Here is a 17,109-nt window from a genome sequence, read left to right on the forward strand (position 1 = left end):
CTGCTTACCGCTACCTCTTGTCAATATATGTAACATCATGGTTTTACGTGTGTTTACAGGCTTAACGCTCACATTGTTCTAGTTGTGAAGTACCGCAGAAAAGCTATTAATGCCGAAATACTAAACAGGCTAAAAGAAATCATCACAGATACCCTTAAAAAATGGGATTGTGAATTACTAGAGTTTAATGGCGAAGCAGACAATGTGCATCTATTAATTGACTATAAACCAGATAAGCCACTATCAACACTGATTGGAAATATCAAAACAGTGAGTAGTAGATTAATTCGTAAAGAATACCCCTGGTTGGCTAAAAAATACTTCTATAACAAACCTTACTTTTGGACTGGTGCGTATTTTGTGCGGAGCCGGAGATGCTCCGCCTCCGGGCTAGTTGTGGAGGTGTCACGGTTGAACAATTAAATAATTACGTTGATAACCTTTGAACTTCCAAAACAATGATTTGCTACGCTCAATTTTATATTGGTCGCAATTCATCATCCCGTTAAGTCTGACGACTGTAAAGGGAGTCCTCTTGCTCCATTCAGATAGATTATTCCGAGAAGCGACCCATAGAAAGAAAAGTTCTTATTTTCTTCTTGATTTCTGGCGGAAGATTTAAATTATTTAATTCTTCAGGGAGTTTTTATTTTTCTTTCATTATCCTGTTTTGCTCAAAATCTTTAGTTGATTCAATTTCTTGATTAGACATATTATAAATTTTGCTTGATTACCTGCATCAGGCGGGGTAGTTTAGATACTCATCTAACATAAAATTCCGCTTATGCGCCTGACTTCACTGGATGTTTTTCGCGGCATTACCATAGCTGCGATGATTCTCGTCAATATGGCGGGAGTCGCAGATGATGTATATCCTCCCTTAGCCCACGCCGATTGGCACGGTTGCACACCAACAGACTTGGTATTTCCCTTCTTTCTCTTCATTGTCGGCGTAGCAATGACTTTCTCGCTGTCAAAATACACCAAAGATAATAAGCCAACCTCAGATGTTTACTGGCGCATCTTACGCCGCGCTGCCATTCTCTTTGCCTTAGGCTTACTACTAAATGGCTTTTGGAATCAAGGTGTTTGGACTTTTGACTTAAATAGTATCCGCATGATGGGAGTATTGCAGCGCATTAGCATTACCTATTTGCTGGCTTCCTTGGTAGTTCTCAACCTTCCGCGTAAAGGGCAATGGATACTTACAGCAGTGCTACTTATCGGCTACTGGCTAACGATGATGTATTTACCAGTGCCCGATTATGGCGCGGGAATGCTGACGCGAGAAGGTAATTTTGGCGCTTATATTGACCGCCTGATTATTCCCAAAGCACATCTATATAAAGGTGATGGTTTCAACTTTATGGGAGATCCAGAGGGGCTGTTCAGTAGTATTCCCGCTATAGTAAACGTCCTTGCTGGCTACTTCACTGGTCAATGGATACGCAGCCAACCTGTACAGTCACGCACAAGTATAGGTTTAGGATTATTTGGAGTTGCTTGTTTAATTATCGGTTGGGCGTGGGGGTGGATATTCCCCATTAACAAAAAGCTATGGACAAGTTCTTATGTAATTTTCACCAGCGGTTGGGCGTTACTTTTATTAGCAGCTTGTTATGAACTCATCGAAGTCCGGCTGATACGTCGCTGGAGTAAACCTTTTGAAATTATGGGCTTAAATGCGATCGCACTTTTCGTTCCATCCGTTTTGTTGATTAAAATCTTAGTCAGAACCACTATCGGTACAGGCAAAGACGCTCCCAGTACCTACAATTGGATTTACCAGAATTTTTTCGTATCTTGGGCGGGAGTTTTGAATGGTTCCCTGTTGTTTGCCATAGTCACCGTGTTGTTGTGGTGGGCTGTTGGTGTTCTGATGTATCGGCAACGCTGGTTTCTCAAAGTGTAATAATTAGTTGAATTGCGAGTGAAACGATGCGATCGCCTATGGTAATGCTGAGAACGAGCGATCGCAATAACACTATTTGAGCGGACATGATATAAACTCTGGGTTTTTCTATCAAACGCAAATATGCAAACTTTTTATTTACGTTATATTTTTTATTAGCCAATTTTCTGAATTATTGTACTTAAAAACAGGCGTAATAAAGTAGAAATATTTTTTTGTGCTTTACGTTTGAGTGTTAGCTAGGTTACAACAGGTATTAAGTAATCCTTTTTTAATACTCAAGGAACAAAGACAATCGCAGCGTTATCTATACTCTTGAACAACTCATTTCCATTCTTCTTAGGGAACTGATCAAAGTTCTGATGTCTGGCAACAAGCCGCTTCTGAAATTTCAAACAAAGAAGCGTCTACAAACTTCTTTGGGTGTTAAAAATTATTATTTCTTCTAATTCACTAAATTAATCCATAAAAAAATTGTGAGGTAATGAATGCATCGCATTAAATTTTGGGTATTTTTGCCAGTTGCCCTGATTTTCGGCTGCTCAAATCAACTGTTTCAATCTAGCCCGTCTGTGGCAAATTCTAATCCAGCAGTAGTTCAACCAACTAGTCCAACTTTATTAGCAAAGGCAAGTTATCTTTCACCGCTGGAACAACAGGTAATTGTGGAAACAAATAAGGTACGAACAAACCCCAAAGCATACCTTCCAATTATGGAAAACTATAAAAAGCGCTTTGAGGGGAACCGAGTCAAAATTTCTAATAATACCTATTTGCGAACTCAAGAAGGAGTCAAAGCAGTCAATGAAGCGATCGCATTTTTGAAATCAGCACGTCCTGTAGGAGCGTTGAGTGCCTCTAAAGGTATGTCTTTAGGAGCAAGAGACCATGTTAAAGACCAAGGCCCAAAAGGTGCTACAGGTCATGATGGTAGCGATGGTAGCAACCCCTTTAATCGCATTAACCGCTATGGTAGATGGCAAACAACCGCAGGCGAAAATATCAGTTATGGCCCAAACACCGCTCAAGATATTGTCATGCAATTAATTATTGATGATGGTGTGCCCGATCGCGGTCATAGAAAAAACATTTTTAACGCCGCTTTTAAAGTGTCTGGTGTTGCTTATGGAACTCACAAATCATATAGAACAATCTGCGTAATTAACTACGCTGGGGGGTATAGGGAACAATAATTTGAGGTTAGCAAGGAGGAATAGGAAGAATATATCTAGCAATTAAAAATCGTGGCTACACAAACAGGAGCTACACCTCCGTGGGCTAAGAGAAAATTAAGGTTTTTTAACCCGCGGAGGTGGGTTTTGTCTGTGTAGACGCGGTTTGTAACCGCCCATTTAGCGTTAAGTTGACTATTCCTGTGCAACCCAAGCACCATGAAATCCATAAGGCACTCGTTGAGGAATTATCACCCGCGCTACAGGTTCAGCAGTTACATCTTGGGCATTCACCACTACTAATTCGGAAGTGTTTGAATTCTCATCGTGGACGAAAGTTATAAGCCAACCATCATCCTCAGCAATTGCACCAGGACGCGGCGCAAACACAGCTTCACCGCCATAGCGCCCCTGTCCGAATTCGTGGGTTTGGGACTGTCCACTGCTGAAGTTGTACTTAATGATCCCTTCAAATAAAGGTAGGGGACTATTTGCCATTTTGTTACTGTAGCCATATCCGGTTTTTCGCCCCAACAGATTTTCGTTGACACGGGGAAATTCTGAAGCTACATCGTCCAACATCTCTTCATGCACTGTCCCCGTACTGAGATTAAATCGCCAGCGATGTAAACGGGAGATATTTCCTTCTGGGTCGAGTTGCAAATTATCAGAACTCAAAACAGTGGTAGAACTCATGCGACAGGCAATAAGCACTACTTCATCTCCCTCTTCGTAAGCATTGAGGGTATGGAAGACGTAGCAAGAGGGACTTTCAAACCAGCGGATATTACTGTTATTACCGTGACGTGGTAGAATGCCAAAACGACTTGGGCGATCGCGCTCAAACATCATAACGGGTTCTCCCCGTTGCGATCGCTCGGCGCTAAAAGTCAGCGGCAAATCCATAAAGATCGTATAGTTTTCAGTGATAGCGAAATCGTGCATCATCACCCCCATTGGCAGGTCAATTGGCACTGTCCGCAACAGTTCGCCTTGGGCTGAGACTACACTATATTGCAGATACGGTGGCACAAACAGAGAGTAGCCAAAGAAGATCATTTCGCCTGTAACCGGGTCTACCTTAGGATGGGCTGTGAAGGCAGAAACTAGCTTGCCATTATAGGTGTACTCACCAATAGTTTCTAATTCAGGAAGCTTGATGGCGTGAGGTTTACCTCCCTCGTTCAGCGCCAACATCTGACCAGCGTGCCACACCAAGGCAGTATTGGCAGTATTTTTGTAGCCACCGTGGGGGTTATCCATTTGTGGTGGTTCTAACAACCCACTCCAGAGAGCCTTACCCGCTTCTCGTTCTTTTTTCCATCCGGCTGTCTGGACGTAGCGGTTACAATATGTAGCTACGCCGTTGCTAATTTGCACACCATGCAACATCCCATCCCCATCAAACCAATGATATTCACCGATGGGTGTCCATTGAGGGTTAGGGCCATTTCGGACAAACATCCCCGATAGGTCAAGGGGTAATTCACCGATGACTAGCAATTTGTCTGTGGTGATTTCTTCATGGATTGGAGCAAAATTGCGATCGAGATACGGATTGACTGCTATTGTTGTCATTGCCTTGATTTATAGAATCTGATAATGTGATGCATATGGTTTTTGGTGACTGATAACATTGATCGCTATCTTCAACCAATTAATATAAGTCTGTTCTCTTCGGATCAACAACTCCAGCACAAGCCTTTGCATCACCTGCTCACGGTTGGCAGACTCGTCATCAAGTGATGGCAAATCAATGATTTCACATTCAGCAAGCTTTTTGCTTCGAGCTGCCAATTCTTGTTCCAGTAGATAAATGATGGTTTCATTCGGCAACTGGTCTGCAAAATGCAACTGGACAAGCATTGGTTCTCGTACAGTTGGTAACGGCTGATGAGTCCCAAGCCATCGGGCAAATTCGGCTTTCCCTGCCTCCGTTACGCTGTAGACTTTGCGGTTAGGGCGATCGTGCTGAATCTCAATCTTACAGGTAATCCAGCCTTGCTCAACTAGCTTATCGAGAGTTCTATAAATTTGTGCCTGGTCTGCTGGCCACAGATGAGCAATGCATTGATCAAAGCAGCTCGTTTTGAGGTCGTAGCCTGTCATTTCTTGCTGCTGAAGAAGACCTAAAATTACATATGCTAGCGACATTAAGACTGTTTTCCCATAATTGATATTTTCTCGATAGGTTCTACACTATGTACTTCTTATAAGTTTATGCTAATATATGAGTAATCAAATATAAGATATAACATTCATAAAAAGATATGTTAAATGTCATGCGTCTCAAAAAGGATACCGAATACATGAACTGAGATTGGGCAGATGACAATAGGGTTCGGATAAGATCCCCCCGCCTGTGGTGATCCCCTTACAAAGAGGGTGAAGAGGAGAAAAAGCCCGCCAATTTATCGGGGGGTTGGGCGGATATTCGAGAGACAAACTGTTAACCGAACCGTATTAGGTCAGTTGTTCGCTACAGTCTATTCGTGATGAATACTGACGCAGAAATTATTTAAGCCATTGAAGACTATCGTAACGAAAGGATGGGTAACATTGACTTCTAACACACTTTCACAAAGAATACGTCAACATCAATATCTGCGTGATTTACGAAACAAATTACTCCACCTTCATAAGATGTTGCTGGAGACAGAACGTATTGCCTACGAACAGGTTAGTGGACGAGTATCAAGCGGAGAACTTCTTCAGCTAGTTATCGCTCATGAACAATTTGCTTGGCTACATCGCATTTCTAAGGTGGTTGTGCAAGTTGATGAAATGCTCGAAGCAGATGAACCGATATCGATGGACGATTTTGAAAAGTTGATTGCTGATGTCCGCACGCTGATTGTACCGTTAGAGACGGGCAACACCTTTGAGAGAAAGTATTACAACGCTCTCCAGCGCGAACCTGCTGCTGTGTTGGCACATGCAGAAATATCAAGATTTCTCACGACTAAGGTTTAAGAGTAGATATGGCAAGACTTGGGGCTTAAACCCCAAGTTCTAATGACCATCAGTTCATTCGACTCTTGCGGGAATACAAAATACCTTGAAAAGGCTACAAGATAAACGCTGTAGCCTTTTTTCGTGAAAACAGATAGAGCGATCGCCATAATATCATCTGCGGTTAAACACAAATCAATTGCGATCGCAACATCTGCCATTTAGATTTATTTACCCTGTCTGCGTTGTTTAACAGCATAGCCGTAGGGCAAAGCCCAGTTCGGTTCTTCATCCAAATGGGAACGCGCATGAATCGACCAATATGGATCGCGGAGCATTTCTCGACCGATAAGAACCAAATCCGCACATCCACGAGTAATTACTTGGTTGGCATACTCAGCCTCCTTTATCATCCCCACAGCCCCTGTCCTAATCCCAGCCTCTTCTCGGATTTTGGCAGCAAAAGGCACTTGATAACCTGTCTGCACGGGAATCCTGGCATGAGGGACTAAGCCTCCTGTGGAAACATCGATCAAATCAACGCCTAATTCCTTTAGTTCACGGGATAATATCACTGACTGCTTGAGATCCCAACCTCCTTCTACCCAGTCGGTAGCAGAGAGGCGCACAAAAAGCGGCATCCCGCTTGGCAGAATCTCTCGGACTCGTCTTGTAACCTCCAGTAACAAACGCATTCGGTTCTCCAACGAACCTCCGTAACGATCTGTTCGTTGATTACTTAGCGGTGAAAGAAAGGAATGCAGTAGATATCCATGAGCCGAGTGGATTTCGATAATCTGAAAGCCCGCTTGAACGGCACGCTGCGCTGTGGCAACGAAGGCTTCAATCACCTCTTCAATCCCAGCCTCATCGAGGGGTATGGGAACGGGACCGCCCTCTTGAAACGGAATTGGGCTTGGCCCGACTACCGGCCAACCGCCTTCTTCAGGTGTTAACGGTGTACCACCCAGCCAGGGAACATTGCAACTCGCCTTCCGGCCAGCATGGGCTAATTGAATCCCTGCGATCGCTCCTTGCTCACGAAGAAAGCGGACAATGCGAGCTAGTGGCTCGATGTGCATATCGTCCCAAAGACCAAGGTCACCGGGGGTAATTCGTCCTTGGGGTGTCACGGCTGTCGCTTCGACTACAATCAGATGAGTGCCTCCAGTAGCCCGACTCCCCAAATGGACAAAATGCCAATCATTTGCGAATCCATTCTCTGCTGAGTATTGACACATTGGTGACATCGCTATGCGATCGGGCAGGGTGATATCTCGAATTTTCAGTGGACTAAACAAGTCCACTTCCGGGACATCCGAATCGTGCAGACTCGTTGATTGACAACCGGGGGAATCTATGAATTCTAATTCGGTCTGGGCTGGAGATGATGGCAAGGTACTTAGTTTCTCTGTAGTCATGCTGTTACTTTTCCGTGCTTTGTAGACTAAAACTCGTGTCCGAGTTAGCTCGTCAAAATCAATTCTGGATAGGGAGTTTCAGATATTGGGTGTCCGATTTTTTGTGACTTACCAAAGGATTTTTAACTAATCCCCGTAATTCCCCATCCCTCTATAGTGTAGAAATGTAAGGAACTTCCAAATAAAAAAACATCCCATTGCCAAGGGACAAGAATGACAAGGTAAAATTTTCTCCCCCAGCTCCCTTATAGCCCAGCAAACCACTCATAGCCCTGATCCTCCCAATAACCTTTACGAGGTAACAAATTGCTGACGAATGTAATTTGAGTCACCCACTTGCTTTGCTTGTAGCCAAGTTTAATTGGGGATGCTAGACGCATAGGTGCACCATTATCAACTGATAAAGGTTGTCCATTTTTTTGATAAGCCATGAGAGTTTGGGGATGTACAGCAGAGGCAATATCCCAGCTTTCATAGTAGCCATCCGCAGATTTGAAGTAGACATAGCGGACATTTGACTTAGGGTGTACCAGCGCTACTAAGTCTCGCAATCGCACACCTCCCCATTGAGCGATCGCAGCCCAGCCTTCAACACAGACATGGCGAATTACCATTGAAGTCAAGGGGAGTTTTTGAATATCTGCCATGCTCAATTGTATCGGGTTACTAACCTCGCCATCAATCTTCAGGCGAAACTGCGCCGGATCAATTTGCGGGGTGAAGTCAAAGGTATTAATCAGCAATTTGTCTGGTTCTATGGCACTGACAGGAAATTCAGGTACAGGTTTTTGAGTTAGCAGGAGTGCTTCAAGACTTTGGTTTAGTGGCTCAGATATTTGCCGCAGATTATCTGAGAACAAATTTGTCCCACAGCCGGCTAAAAGAAAGCCTACGCCTGAAAGTCCAGATACTTGCAGTAACCGACGACGGGATAAAGTGCGTTTGGGAAGAATCAGACTCATAGAACCTCTACAGGAACATAGACTTAATTAGACGGATGCTTCCTACCTTCAGGGCAAGTAAGAAATGAGTAATTGTAAATAGTATGACAGTGATAAAGTCACTAGACCCAGAAGACCACATCGCCTAATCCATAAAGTTTCAGAACCAATAATATCTCTGGCTGGCTATCCTAAACTTTGGAACATCTAGTGCAATCATCCGAAAGCTGACAAAAATTGGTACCTAAGGCTTGATATGCGATGCCTGCGACGGCAAGCTACGCAATCCAATTTCTGTGTGTAATATTTTATTATTGAAGAATATCTGCGCTTTGATGCTTCTGATACTAATCTATGCGCGACACAGGAACAAAGCGACTTTTAAGCAACCGCTGGGACATCCCAGCCCTAACTAGTGATTAGGGTGGGCACTTATTCCCACCCAAACACTCTAACTTGCTACTGCCTCAGCAGGGGCTGCCTCAGCAGCAGTTATGGGTAAATAAACACTAACTTTTTTACGGGTTTTGCCTTTTCTCTCAAACATTACAACACCGTCGATTAAGGCAAACAGAGTGTCATCGCTACCAATACCGACGTTGTTACCAGGGTGGAATTTGGTACCACGCTGACGCACGAGAATGTTTCCTGCACGCACAACTTGACCGCCATAACGCTTTACACCCAGACGTTGGGCATTAGAATCACGACCGTTGCGTGTACTACCTGTTCCTTTCTTATGAGCCATGATTTCCTCTTGTGTATCTTCTCTTTATTATTATTCAGCAGCGGTTTCAACTTCTTCGGCAGGAGTCTCATCTAAAACGGGGGTTTCCTTCTCCGTTTCTCCTTGGAAAGCAAACACTGCACCGTTAAGGGTGATGGAATCAATCATAAGTCTGGTAATTTCCTGACGATGCCCCCGCTTTTTGCGGGTTTTCTTTTTGGGCTTCATCTTGTATACCAGGACTTTACGACCCCTGTAATGTCGCATTACAGTCCCTTCTACAGTCGCACCTGTCACTAGTGGCTGTCCAATGGTGACTTCACCATCGTGCTGCACGAGTAATACAGCGTCTATTGTAACTTTTTCATCTGGTTCGGTCGGAAGCAGTTCAATATCGTAAAACCGCCCTGGCTCTACTCGTATTTGTTTGCCGCCAGTTTCAATAATCGCGTAGGTCATGGAATTGTCCTTGAGGTTGCCGTACAGGTAGCTGGTTTTTATCTCGTGTAGAGACGCTTTTGCCAGCTTTTGTAATTATGTCTACCTGATCCGAGCAGGAATTAGACAGACAATCTAACATATTATTTTATTAACAGGTGTCAAGTCAAGCTTTCATTTGCTAAAAATCGTCATGGCTGAATTATCTACGCGAAAAATGTAAAATGCATTTGCAATTCCAAATCAATCTTATTTAGATAAATACAGCTTCCATCTTAGGGCTGAATTTTAAAAATTAGCAGAAATATTTAAACTAAAACTTATATTTTCTTATCAGAATCTACACATTTTTATTCTTTGTTTTAAAATTAAATTTACACGCTTAATCTAAAGGTTATTCACAAAATTTAGTGAATCCACAGAAGTCAGATTACTACATTCAAACCTGATATTTAAAACAGGAGACAGACTGTCATGACACAGCAAAATGCTACCCGACTTTTTCAAGCCGTAAAACAAGATCAAGCATTACAGCAAAGACTCAAAGCAACAGATGATCCAGAAGCCTTCATCAAGATTGCTCAAGAGCGTGGCTATGATTTCAGCGTCGAAGAACTAGACAGTGAAATCAGCAAATTGTCTGAAGAAGATTTAGCTGCCATTGTCAATCCAGGATGGGGGACTAGACGGCACATTAATCCTAGATAATTCCTTTTCTAGGAAACCGAAAGTATCAAAACAACTGAATTGACAAGTTTTGCTCCTCAAGGATATATCGTTGCATCATCTCCTTTAGGGGCATTTCTGTTAAACTAAGTAACTCTACTTTCCGTCTTCCCACCTGCTTAACTCATGAGTTAGGATGACTATATTTTAATCAGGTGATATGGAAAGAATAGAAGTTGAGCAAAGAACTATTTTAGTTGGTTTGGCAGGTAGCCACGGCTATGGTTTAAATCGTCCTGATTCAGACTTTGATTATCGGGGAGTATTTATCGCACCCAAAAGGTATTACTTAGGATTTGATCGCATAGAACAAAAGGATGCTGGTTGGGATGAACCAGGAATATTTCCATTCCTGGATGGCAACAAAGACACAGTTATATATGAATTAAGAAAAATCCTCCAGTTATTAGCGGGCGCAAATCCCAATGTTTTAGAGTTACTGTGGTTAAATAACTATCCTTTTGTAAGCGCCGTTGGACAGCATTTAATTAATCATAAACAGTTATTTTTGAGCAAAAAGGTAAAACATACTTACACTGGTTATGCCTTTGCCCAAATCAAAAAGATGGAAACTCATCGAAAATGGTTGTTAAAACCACCGCAAAAAAAACCAATGCCATCTGACTTCGCCATAGAAGACGAAGCACCCCTCAGCAAAGATGAGTTAAATGCTTTTTTGGAATATCTTTATAACTTAATCAGAGGACGGATTGAGTTTTTGGAAGAAGCGGAACAACTATACCAATTGCTGACGGCAGATATTGATTTTAAAGGAGTATTAAAACAATATACTTTACCCAATGAAACTTTGGAATATACTCAACATTTAACTAATAGCCGTAAAGATTTTATCCGCCTGCTTCAGAAAAGCCAAAGTTATCAAATAGCTTTAAGAGAATGGAAGGCTTACTTATCTTGGCAGGAAAATAGGAATCCAGCTAGAGCAGAAATGGAAAGAAAGTCGGGTTTTGACCTCAAACATGGGATGCACTGCATTAGATTGTTACGCAGTGGAGTAGAAATATTACGGCGGGCTGAAGTGATTGTAGATAGGAGAATAGCTGGTGATTTTGAGGATTTAAAAGCTATTTTAAAGGGTGAGTATTCTTATGAGCAGGTGATGAAAATGGCAGAAGATTTGGTCACTGAAATGGAAATTGTTTACGAACAATCCGCCTTACCTCACAAACCTGATTTGGAACAAATCAATGATTTGTGTATGGAATTGGTGGAAATGCAGAATTGGTAATTGAAAAGAGACGCGATTAATCGCGTCTGTACATGAGTTAGGAGAGACACGATTAATAACTCCTAACTAATTTTATAGAGTGTACATTAAGTCAGCAAAGCCATAGAGGCTGATGATAAGCAATAGCGATGCTGTTAGTTGGGTAATTCGAGTCTGAGGTGAGGGGGCGATCGCTTCTCGCACTAAGATGGAAATAGATGCCCCAACTACTAAGCTCAAGCCTAAAATTAAATAGGGTATATCCGGTAAAATACTGGCTATTGCCAGCATAGCGATCGCTAATAAGAGCATCAATAATTCTACAAACCTGGGCGGGTTGTATTGGCTAGATAAAATAAAGCTGTTGAGCCAAAAAGACCAAAATCTCATAGTTAAGTGTTGAGTTAGGAGTTATGAGTTAGGAGTTATGAGTTAGGAGTTATGAGTTAGGAGTTATATAGTCAGTGTTGAATGCTGAGTTAGGAGTTGTGAGTTATATACTCAGTCTTGAGTGAGGAATTAAAGTTGTGAGTTATGAAGCAGCTTTCCATTCAAAACTCCTAACTCCTCACTCTTAACTTTTAACCCCTAGCCCCTAACTTTTGACCTGTGCCATTCTTTTGTGCAGCATCACTTTCTGGCAGTTCGACACCAAAGACGCGGCTAAAAACTTTGGCGACTTTATAGCCAGAATCAATCGATTCTAAGGGGTCTTTCCGCAGCCTGTGACGCAAGCATAGCGTAATTACGCGGTGGATATCATCAACCGTAACTTCATTACGTCCTTCGTATGCTGTTAAGGCTTTGGCGGCGCGGTTACTAACAATGTCACCCCGCAAACCATCTACATCCAGTTCTGAGCAGACTTCAGAAATTTTTACCCGCAGATCATAGTCAAGTTTGACTTCTGGCAAAAGCTGTTGAGCATTGACAATTTGCTGTTGCAATGCTTCTTGCTGGGGTTTGTACTTTTCGAGAAATACTAGAGGATTTTGGTCAAAATCCGCCCGTTGTTCCACGATTTGCACCCGCAAGGCTGGTTCTTTTACGGTGTGAATTTCTGCGTGCATCCCAAAGCGATCGAGCAGTTGGGGGCGTAGTTCGCCTTCTTCTGGGTTTCCAGAACCCACAAGAACGAAACGCGCTGGGTGACGGATAGAAATACCTTCCCGTTCTACAGTGTTCCATCCACTCGCGGCGGAATCTAGTAGCACGTCTACAAGGTGGTCATCTAGTAAGTTGACTTCATCCACATAAAGAATGCCCCGGTTAGCCTTTGCCAGCAGTCCCGGTTCAAAAGCTTTGACACCTTCAGATAAAGCTTTCTCAATGTCGATTGTGCCACAAACTCGGTCTTCTGTAGCTCCTAGCGGCAGGTCTACCATTTGGACTTTTTTGTGAGCTACAGGAATTTCCGCCCCTTGTTCTAACAGTTGGCGGACTTCATCGCTCATCAAGTCGGGGTCGCTAGGATCGCTACTGAAAGGGTCATTGGCAACCACAGAAATTTCTGGCAGCAGATCCGCCAGCGCCCGGATAGTTGTGGATTTCCCGGTGCCGCGATCGCCCATGATCATTACACCACCAATTTTGGGGTCAATCACGTTCAATAGGAGCGCCAGTTTCATTTCTTCCTGGCCCACAATTGCCGTAAAAGGAAATACCACGCGACGCGCACTTGCCGTGGATTGAGCAGTTGGACTCACTAAATTACCTTAACAATATTTTTCTTATTACAGTTCTCTATTGTGACACAGGTGGGGTGTGGGGGAGTGTGAAGATCAGGGGACAGGGGACAGGGGACAGGGGACAGGGGGCAAGGGGGAATTATTGAACAAGTCTCTTCCTTGTCTCCCCCCTCTCCCTTGTCTATTCTCTATGCCCAATGCCCAATGCCCAATGCCCTATTCCCCATACCAATATCTATTGGGCACAAATGCCTACTTGCTGCGTCAACTATCTTAAATATTGTCTGCTTTAGTTTTTCTGGTGCAAAAGTTCCATAAGCAGGGAACGAACAACTACCAACTCATCAATCCTGTACTAAGCATAAATACTTGTAGACTATATGGTTAGTAGATTCAATCGTAAAAGCGAGCAATGGCGTGTGTGGGTAGCTAATGCATCATTCAAATCTATGAAATCACCTTTTATTGTTCAAACTTGGCGGCGACTACTCAAGTCTCTTTTTCCGATTCTCATTTTAATATCCTTTTTTACCGTATTACTGGTGGACAGTTTCACCCCTGCCATCGCACAGTTACCCCGTCAGGAAATCCGTGGGGTTTGGATGACCAACAATGATTTTGACACCCTCAAAAATCGGGACAAAGTGCAAGATGCGGTGAGTCAATTACGACGGCTGAACTTTAACACAATCTATCCTGTGGTGTGGAATTCTGGCTATGTAATGTATCCTAGTGCGATCGCACAACGTGCAGGTATTCAACCTTTTGTCTACAAAGGTTCAGATGGACATGATATTCTTGCAGACCTGATTAACCAAGCCCATCGCAAAGGATTGCTGGTAATTCCCTGGTTCGAGTTTGGTTTTATGGCTCCCCCAACCTCTGAATTGGCAATGAATTATCCTGATTGGTTCACACAAAAGCGGGATGGTAGCCAAACTTCAATCAGTGCGGCTGGTGAGGTGATGTGGCTCAATCCGTTCCATCCAAAAGTGCAACAGTTTATCACTAATCTAGTGCTGGAAACTGTCACCCAATATGATGCCGATGGCATTCAGTTTGACGATCACATGAGTTTGCCCCACGAATTTGGCTACGACCAATATACAGTTGCTTTGTACACCAAAGAAACGAAGAATCCTCCCCCAAGTAATTCCCAAGATGCGGCATGGGTAAAGTGGCGGGCAGATAAAATTACAGCGTTCATGGTACAACTTAACCAAGCTGTGAAGCAGAGAAGACCCCAGGCGATTTTTTCTGTTTCTCCTAATTACTATGATTTTGCTTACAAGTTTCACCTCCAAGATTGGCTGGGTTGGATGCGGCAAAATATTGTGGATGAGTTAATCGTGCAAATTTATCGTCCGGATCTGCAAAGTTTTGTGGCTAATATTTCCCGCCCAGAAATTCAAGAAGCACAACAAATAATTCCAACTGGAATTGGCGTTATGACAGGGTTACGAAATAATCCAGTTCCTATGCAGCAAATTAAGTCTCAGGTGCGGGCTGCTCAAGAACGCGGTCTAGGCATAACTTTCTTTTATTATGAAAGTCTTTGGAACGATGCTTTAGAACCCTTAAACGAGCGGCAAGCTGGATTTGCAACTCTCTTTCGCTCTCCCGCACTCCGCGCCAGAATTGAATAACTTTTCTGTTGAAGATTATTTCATTGGACTATAAATTAAGGTTTCTGACGCCTAATGTTAGTGCCTTGCCTGTTGCAAAAGCTCAGATTCCCGACTTATTTTAAAAGTCGGGAATTTTGTTATAACCGCTTCAGATGTGTGCTTCTATCCATTCTGAATTAGCTTTTGAAATTAGCTCTAAAATTAGATGAATCGGACAACTGTTCGACCTTGCAGCCTACCAAGCTATCCGACTCGGTTTTATATTCGGAGGTCGTCATCAACCTCACTGGATTAGACCTGGACTCTTTTTTGGTACGCCCGATGAATTCCCATTCATCAGTTCTGACACAAAAGAGTACTGCCACGAACCAACACAACCCGAAAACCCACGTTGTTGTTACGATTGTCACGCGCGTTATAGTTGCGATACGCCGAGCGGCAATTCCTGGGATTGTTGTTCCACGAACCACCACGCAGCAGCCGATGTCGCCTACCCCATTGTTTAGATTAACACGATAGACTCGCAATACTGTTCGGTTAAGACAAGAGACGCGATGAATCGCCGTCTCTACAATAATCAGTCTTTTGTCTTGACGGCGATTTATCGCGTTTTTGTGATCTATAATTTTATCAAAAATCCTTAACCGAACCGTATTGGATAGACTCGGAACTAGAGAATTGACTTACAACATTTTCTAATTGCCAAGTCATAAATATTTGCTGGCGCAGCTGCCATGTATTACCATGCTTTAAGTGGGCAACCCAACTCTGCATTGATTCACACATTTTTTCATATTCAATTTTTGTTTGATGATAGTCAGAGAGCATTTTCCGTAATCTTTTTCTTGCCAGACGCAGATTATCACTGCGTACCCTAATCCGGTCTGGTAAAATGCGAAATCCAACAAAATTAGCTCCGTGTTTTGTTTCAAACAATTGGCTTTTTATTGGATGAATTTTAACTCTTAAACCAGCAAGATATTCCTCTATTCTGACTCTGGCATTTTCCAAAAACATTTTGTCATCTGAAAATAATGCAAAATCGTCTACATAACGAATATATTGAGATGCTTTTATTTCTTCTTTAACAAAATGGTCAAAGTTGTTTAGATATATATTCGCAAAAAATTGACTGGTTAGATTACCAATTGGTATACCATGTCTTCTTTTGAGGGGTGTGAGTAAATCATCTTCAGGAAAATAATTAAGTACTGGCTCTTGATGATTACTACTATCAATAATAGTATTAATTAACCAGAGTGTATCAGGACATTTAATTTTACGATATATTAGTGATTTCAAAATCTCATGGTCAATACTAGGAAAATATTTCCGAATATCAGCTTGCAGAACATAACGGCTGGAACGAGCAAATTTAGTAAAGCGACGTAAAGCGCGATGAGAGCCAAAACCAACACGATTGGCATAAGAATCGCTGATAAATGTGCGTTCAAATATGGGAACAATGACGTTACAGAGAGCATGATGTACAACTCTGTCACGATAAGGAGCGGCTGAAATTATTCGCGGTTTGGGTTCAAAAATTTGAAATGTGGTGTAGCTTCCAGGACAGTATGTTTTTGACTGTAATTCTTCTTGCAGTTGAAATAACTCTTGCTCTAGATTGTAGTTAAACTCTAAAACATTTTGTCGGAAACGTTTACCCCGTTGTGCTTGCTGGGCGGCTGATAGTAAATTTTCAAATGCTATAACTTCATTCCAAAGATTTCCATATCGTTTCATTTAAATTAACCTACGCAGGTGGGTTTTGTTTGTATAGCCGCGATTTCTAATAGCCTGATTTATTAATAATTTCATTTCAAAGTTGCTGGTGGAATATTTTTTAATTGGAAATACTTAGTTTGATTTTTTGCTGTTTTATCCATCCGCCTAAATCGATGCCAATATCATTTAAAAGTTTTTGAGCGTATTCATAACGCTCTGTCTTAATTAAGTTAAATACTAAAAGTAAGCGAGTTTGATAGCGTAAAATATCTAGCTTACTATTCAATAATTCTAGATGGGCTAATTTCTGTTTAGCATACCGTGCTACAATCAGAACATCTAATAAATTGTATAGTTCTGTAATAATTCGATTTCCTAACAAAAATTTATGATCTCTGGGAAGCCTATTTAAAATTGGCACATACCACTTGATTAAATCATAAGTTTTTTGTATTATTGGCAAATCATCCATACAAAGTTAAAAAAATGATCGCGCAGAGCGCGAGACATTAAGAAGGGTAAAGAAATAAAGAGCAAAGTGCTAAAGGGTA

17 protein-coding genes and 2 pseudogenes are annotated in these 17,109 nt (G+C 42.2%); 7 read left to right on the plus strand and 12 right to left on the minus strand.

All coding sequences use genetic code 11. The features are described from left to right. The first annotated feature begins 72 nt into the window (after positions 1 to 72). From tnpA to ACEYW6_RS23445, 3 genes and pseudogenes are all read left to right on the plus strand, one after another. Positions 73 to 446 (plus strand): annotated as a pseudogene (gene tnpA / locus ACEYW6_RS23435) (IS200/IS605 family transposase). Positions 447 to 784: 338 nt separating this feature from the next. After that, positions 785 to 1,912, plus strand: a complete 1,128-nt coding sequence (locus tag ACEYW6_RS23440) for an acyltransferase family protein (RefSeq protein ID WP_412981642.1) — start codon at positions 785 to 787, stop codon at positions 1,910 to 1,912. Positions 1,913 to 2,400: 488 nt separating this feature from the next. Beyond that, positions 2,401 to 3,105, plus strand: coding sequence for a CAP domain-containing protein (locus ACEYW6_RS23445; RefSeq protein ID WP_412981643.1), 705 nt, complete (start codon positions 2,401 to 2,403; stop codon positions 3,103 to 3,105). Between the two features lie 174 nt (positions 3,106 to 3,279). Here the strand turns inward: ACEYW6_RS23445 and ACEYW6_RS23450 are convergent, their stop codons facing one another. After that, positions 3,280 to 4,662, minus strand: a complete 1,383-nt coding sequence (locus ACEYW6_RS23450) for a carotenoid oxygenase family protein (protein WP_412981644.1) — start codon at positions 4,660 to 4,662, stop codon at positions 3,280 to 3,282. Positions 4,663 to 4,671: 9 nt separating this feature from the next. Beyond that, positions 4,672 to 5,238, minus strand: a complete 567-nt coding sequence (locus ACEYW6_RS23455) for a PadR family transcriptional regulator (RefSeq protein ID WP_196512372.1) — start codon at positions 5,236 to 5,238, stop codon at positions 4,672 to 4,674. A gap of 405 nt (positions 5,239 to 5,643) precedes the next feature. Between ACEYW6_RS23455 and ACEYW6_RS23460 the strand changes: the two genes are divergently transcribed. Continuing rightward, positions 5,644 to 6,057: a hypothetical protein gene (locus ACEYW6_RS23460; RefSeq protein ID WP_190895776.1), complete on the plus strand. Its 414-nt coding sequence runs from the start codon at positions 5,644 to 5,646 to the stop codon at positions 6,055 to 6,057. On the opposite strand, the gene ACEYW6_RS23465 is transcribed toward ACEYW6_RS23460, so the two are convergent. The 5 genes from ACEYW6_RS23465 to rplU form a co-directional block, all read right to left on the minus strand. Next, complete coding sequence (locus ACEYW6_RS23465; protein WP_412981645.1) at positions 6,054 to 6,257, minus strand: hypothetical protein; 204 nt, start codon at positions 6,255 to 6,257, stop codon at positions 6,054 to 6,056. The two genes, ACEYW6_RS23460 and ACEYW6_RS23465, sit on opposite strands and share 4 nt — an antisense overlap. A 6-nt stretch (positions 6,258 to 6,263) precedes the next feature. Then, a complete protein-coding gene (locus tag ACEYW6_RS23470) occupies positions 6,264 to 7,457 on the minus strand; it encodes an NADH:flavin oxidoreductase/NADH oxidase (RefSeq protein WP_412981646.1) in 1,194 nt (397 codons plus the stop codon). A gap of 245 nt (positions 7,458 to 7,702) precedes the next feature. Then, positions 7,703 to 8,419: a molybdopterin-dependent oxidoreductase gene (locus tag ACEYW6_RS23475; RefSeq protein WP_412981647.1), complete on the minus strand. Its 717-nt coding sequence runs from the start codon at positions 8,417 to 8,419 to the stop codon at positions 7,703 to 7,705. Between the two features lie 430 nt (positions 8,420 to 8,849). After that, positions 8,850 to 9,146 (minus strand): 50S ribosomal protein L27, encoded by a 297-nt coding sequence (gene rpmA, locus ACEYW6_RS23480; RefSeq protein ID WP_099099325.1) that lies wholly within the window; start codon positions 9,144 to 9,146, stop codon positions 8,850 to 8,852. Positions 9,147 to 9,176: 30 nt separating this feature from the next. Beyond that, the gene (gene rplU / locus ACEYW6_RS23485) at positions 9,177 to 9,584 is read right to left on the minus strand and encodes a 50S ribosomal protein L21 (RefSeq protein WP_412981648.1); all 408 of its coding nucleotides are present in this window, start codon (positions 9,582 to 9,584) and stop codon (positions 9,177 to 9,179) included. A gap of 453 nt (positions 9,585 to 10,037) precedes the next feature. Between rplU and ACEYW6_RS23490 the strand changes: the two genes are divergently transcribed. Further along, complete coding sequence (locus ACEYW6_RS23490; protein WP_196512226.1) at positions 10,038 to 10,271, plus strand: Nif11-like leader peptide family natural product precursor; 234 nt, start codon at positions 10,038 to 10,040, stop codon at positions 10,269 to 10,271. 178 nt (positions 10,272 to 10,449) lie between these two features. Further along, positions 10,450 to 11,538 (plus strand): DNA polymerase beta superfamily protein, encoded by a 1,089-nt coding sequence (locus ACEYW6_RS23495; protein ID WP_412981649.1) that lies wholly within the window; start codon positions 10,450 to 10,452, stop codon positions 11,536 to 11,538. A gap of 72 nt (positions 11,539 to 11,610) precedes the next feature. Here ACEYW6_RS23495 and ACEYW6_RS23500 read toward each other — a convergent pair whose 3' ends face one another. Both ACEYW6_RS23500 and bchI read right to left on the minus strand, forming a co-directional pair. Further along, on the minus strand, positions 11,611 to 11,907 hold the full coding sequence (locus ACEYW6_RS23500) for a hypothetical protein (RefSeq protein ID WP_412981650.1): 297 nt from the start codon (positions 11,905 to 11,907) through the stop codon (positions 11,611 to 11,613). A gap of 191 nt (positions 11,908 to 12,098) precedes the next feature. Further along, positions 12,099 to 13,223 (minus strand): magnesium chelatase ATPase subunit I, encoded by a 1,125-nt coding sequence (bchI, locus tag ACEYW6_RS23505; protein ID WP_196512223.1) that lies wholly within the window; start codon positions 13,221 to 13,223, stop codon positions 12,099 to 12,101. Positions 13,224 to 13,654: 431 nt separating this feature from the next. On the opposite strand from bchI, the gene ACEYW6_RS23510 reads away from it, so the two are divergent. Continuing rightward, the gene (locus ACEYW6_RS23510; protein WP_230966070.1) at positions 13,655 to 14,851 is read left to right on the plus strand and encodes a glycoside hydrolase family 10 protein; all 1,197 of its coding nucleotides are present in this window, start codon (positions 13,655 to 13,657) and stop codon (positions 14,849 to 14,851) included. Between the two features lie 318 nt (positions 14,852 to 15,169). On the opposite strand, the pseudogene ACEYW6_RS23515 reads toward ACEYW6_RS23510, so the two are convergent. The 3 genes and pseudogenes from ACEYW6_RS23515 to avd all read right to left on the minus strand — a co-directional run. Next, positions 15,170 to 15,322 (minus strand): annotated as a pseudogene (locus ACEYW6_RS23515) (formylglycine-generating enzyme family protein); the annotation flags it as partial. A 141-nt stretch (positions 15,323 to 15,463) separates the two neighbouring features. Continuing rightward, positions 15,464 to 16,576, minus strand: a complete 1,113-nt coding sequence (locus tag ACEYW6_RS23520) for a reverse transcriptase domain-containing protein (RefSeq protein WP_412981651.1) — start codon at positions 16,574 to 16,576, stop codon at positions 15,464 to 15,466. A 100-nt stretch (positions 16,577 to 16,676) separates the two neighbouring features. Next, complete coding sequence (avd, locus tag ACEYW6_RS23525) at positions 16,677 to 17,030, minus strand: diversity-generating retroelement protein Avd (protein ID WP_412981652.1); 354 nt, start codon at positions 17,028 to 17,030, stop codon at positions 16,677 to 16,679. Between the last annotated feature and the right edge of the window lie 79 nt (positions 17,031 to 17,109).

Source organism: Nostoc sp. UIC 10607, assembly GCF_047228265.1.
In the GTDB taxonomy this organism is placed as follows: Bacteria; Cyanobacteriota; Cyanobacteriia; order Cyanobacteriales; family Nostocaceae; genus Nostoc; species Nostoc foliaceum_A.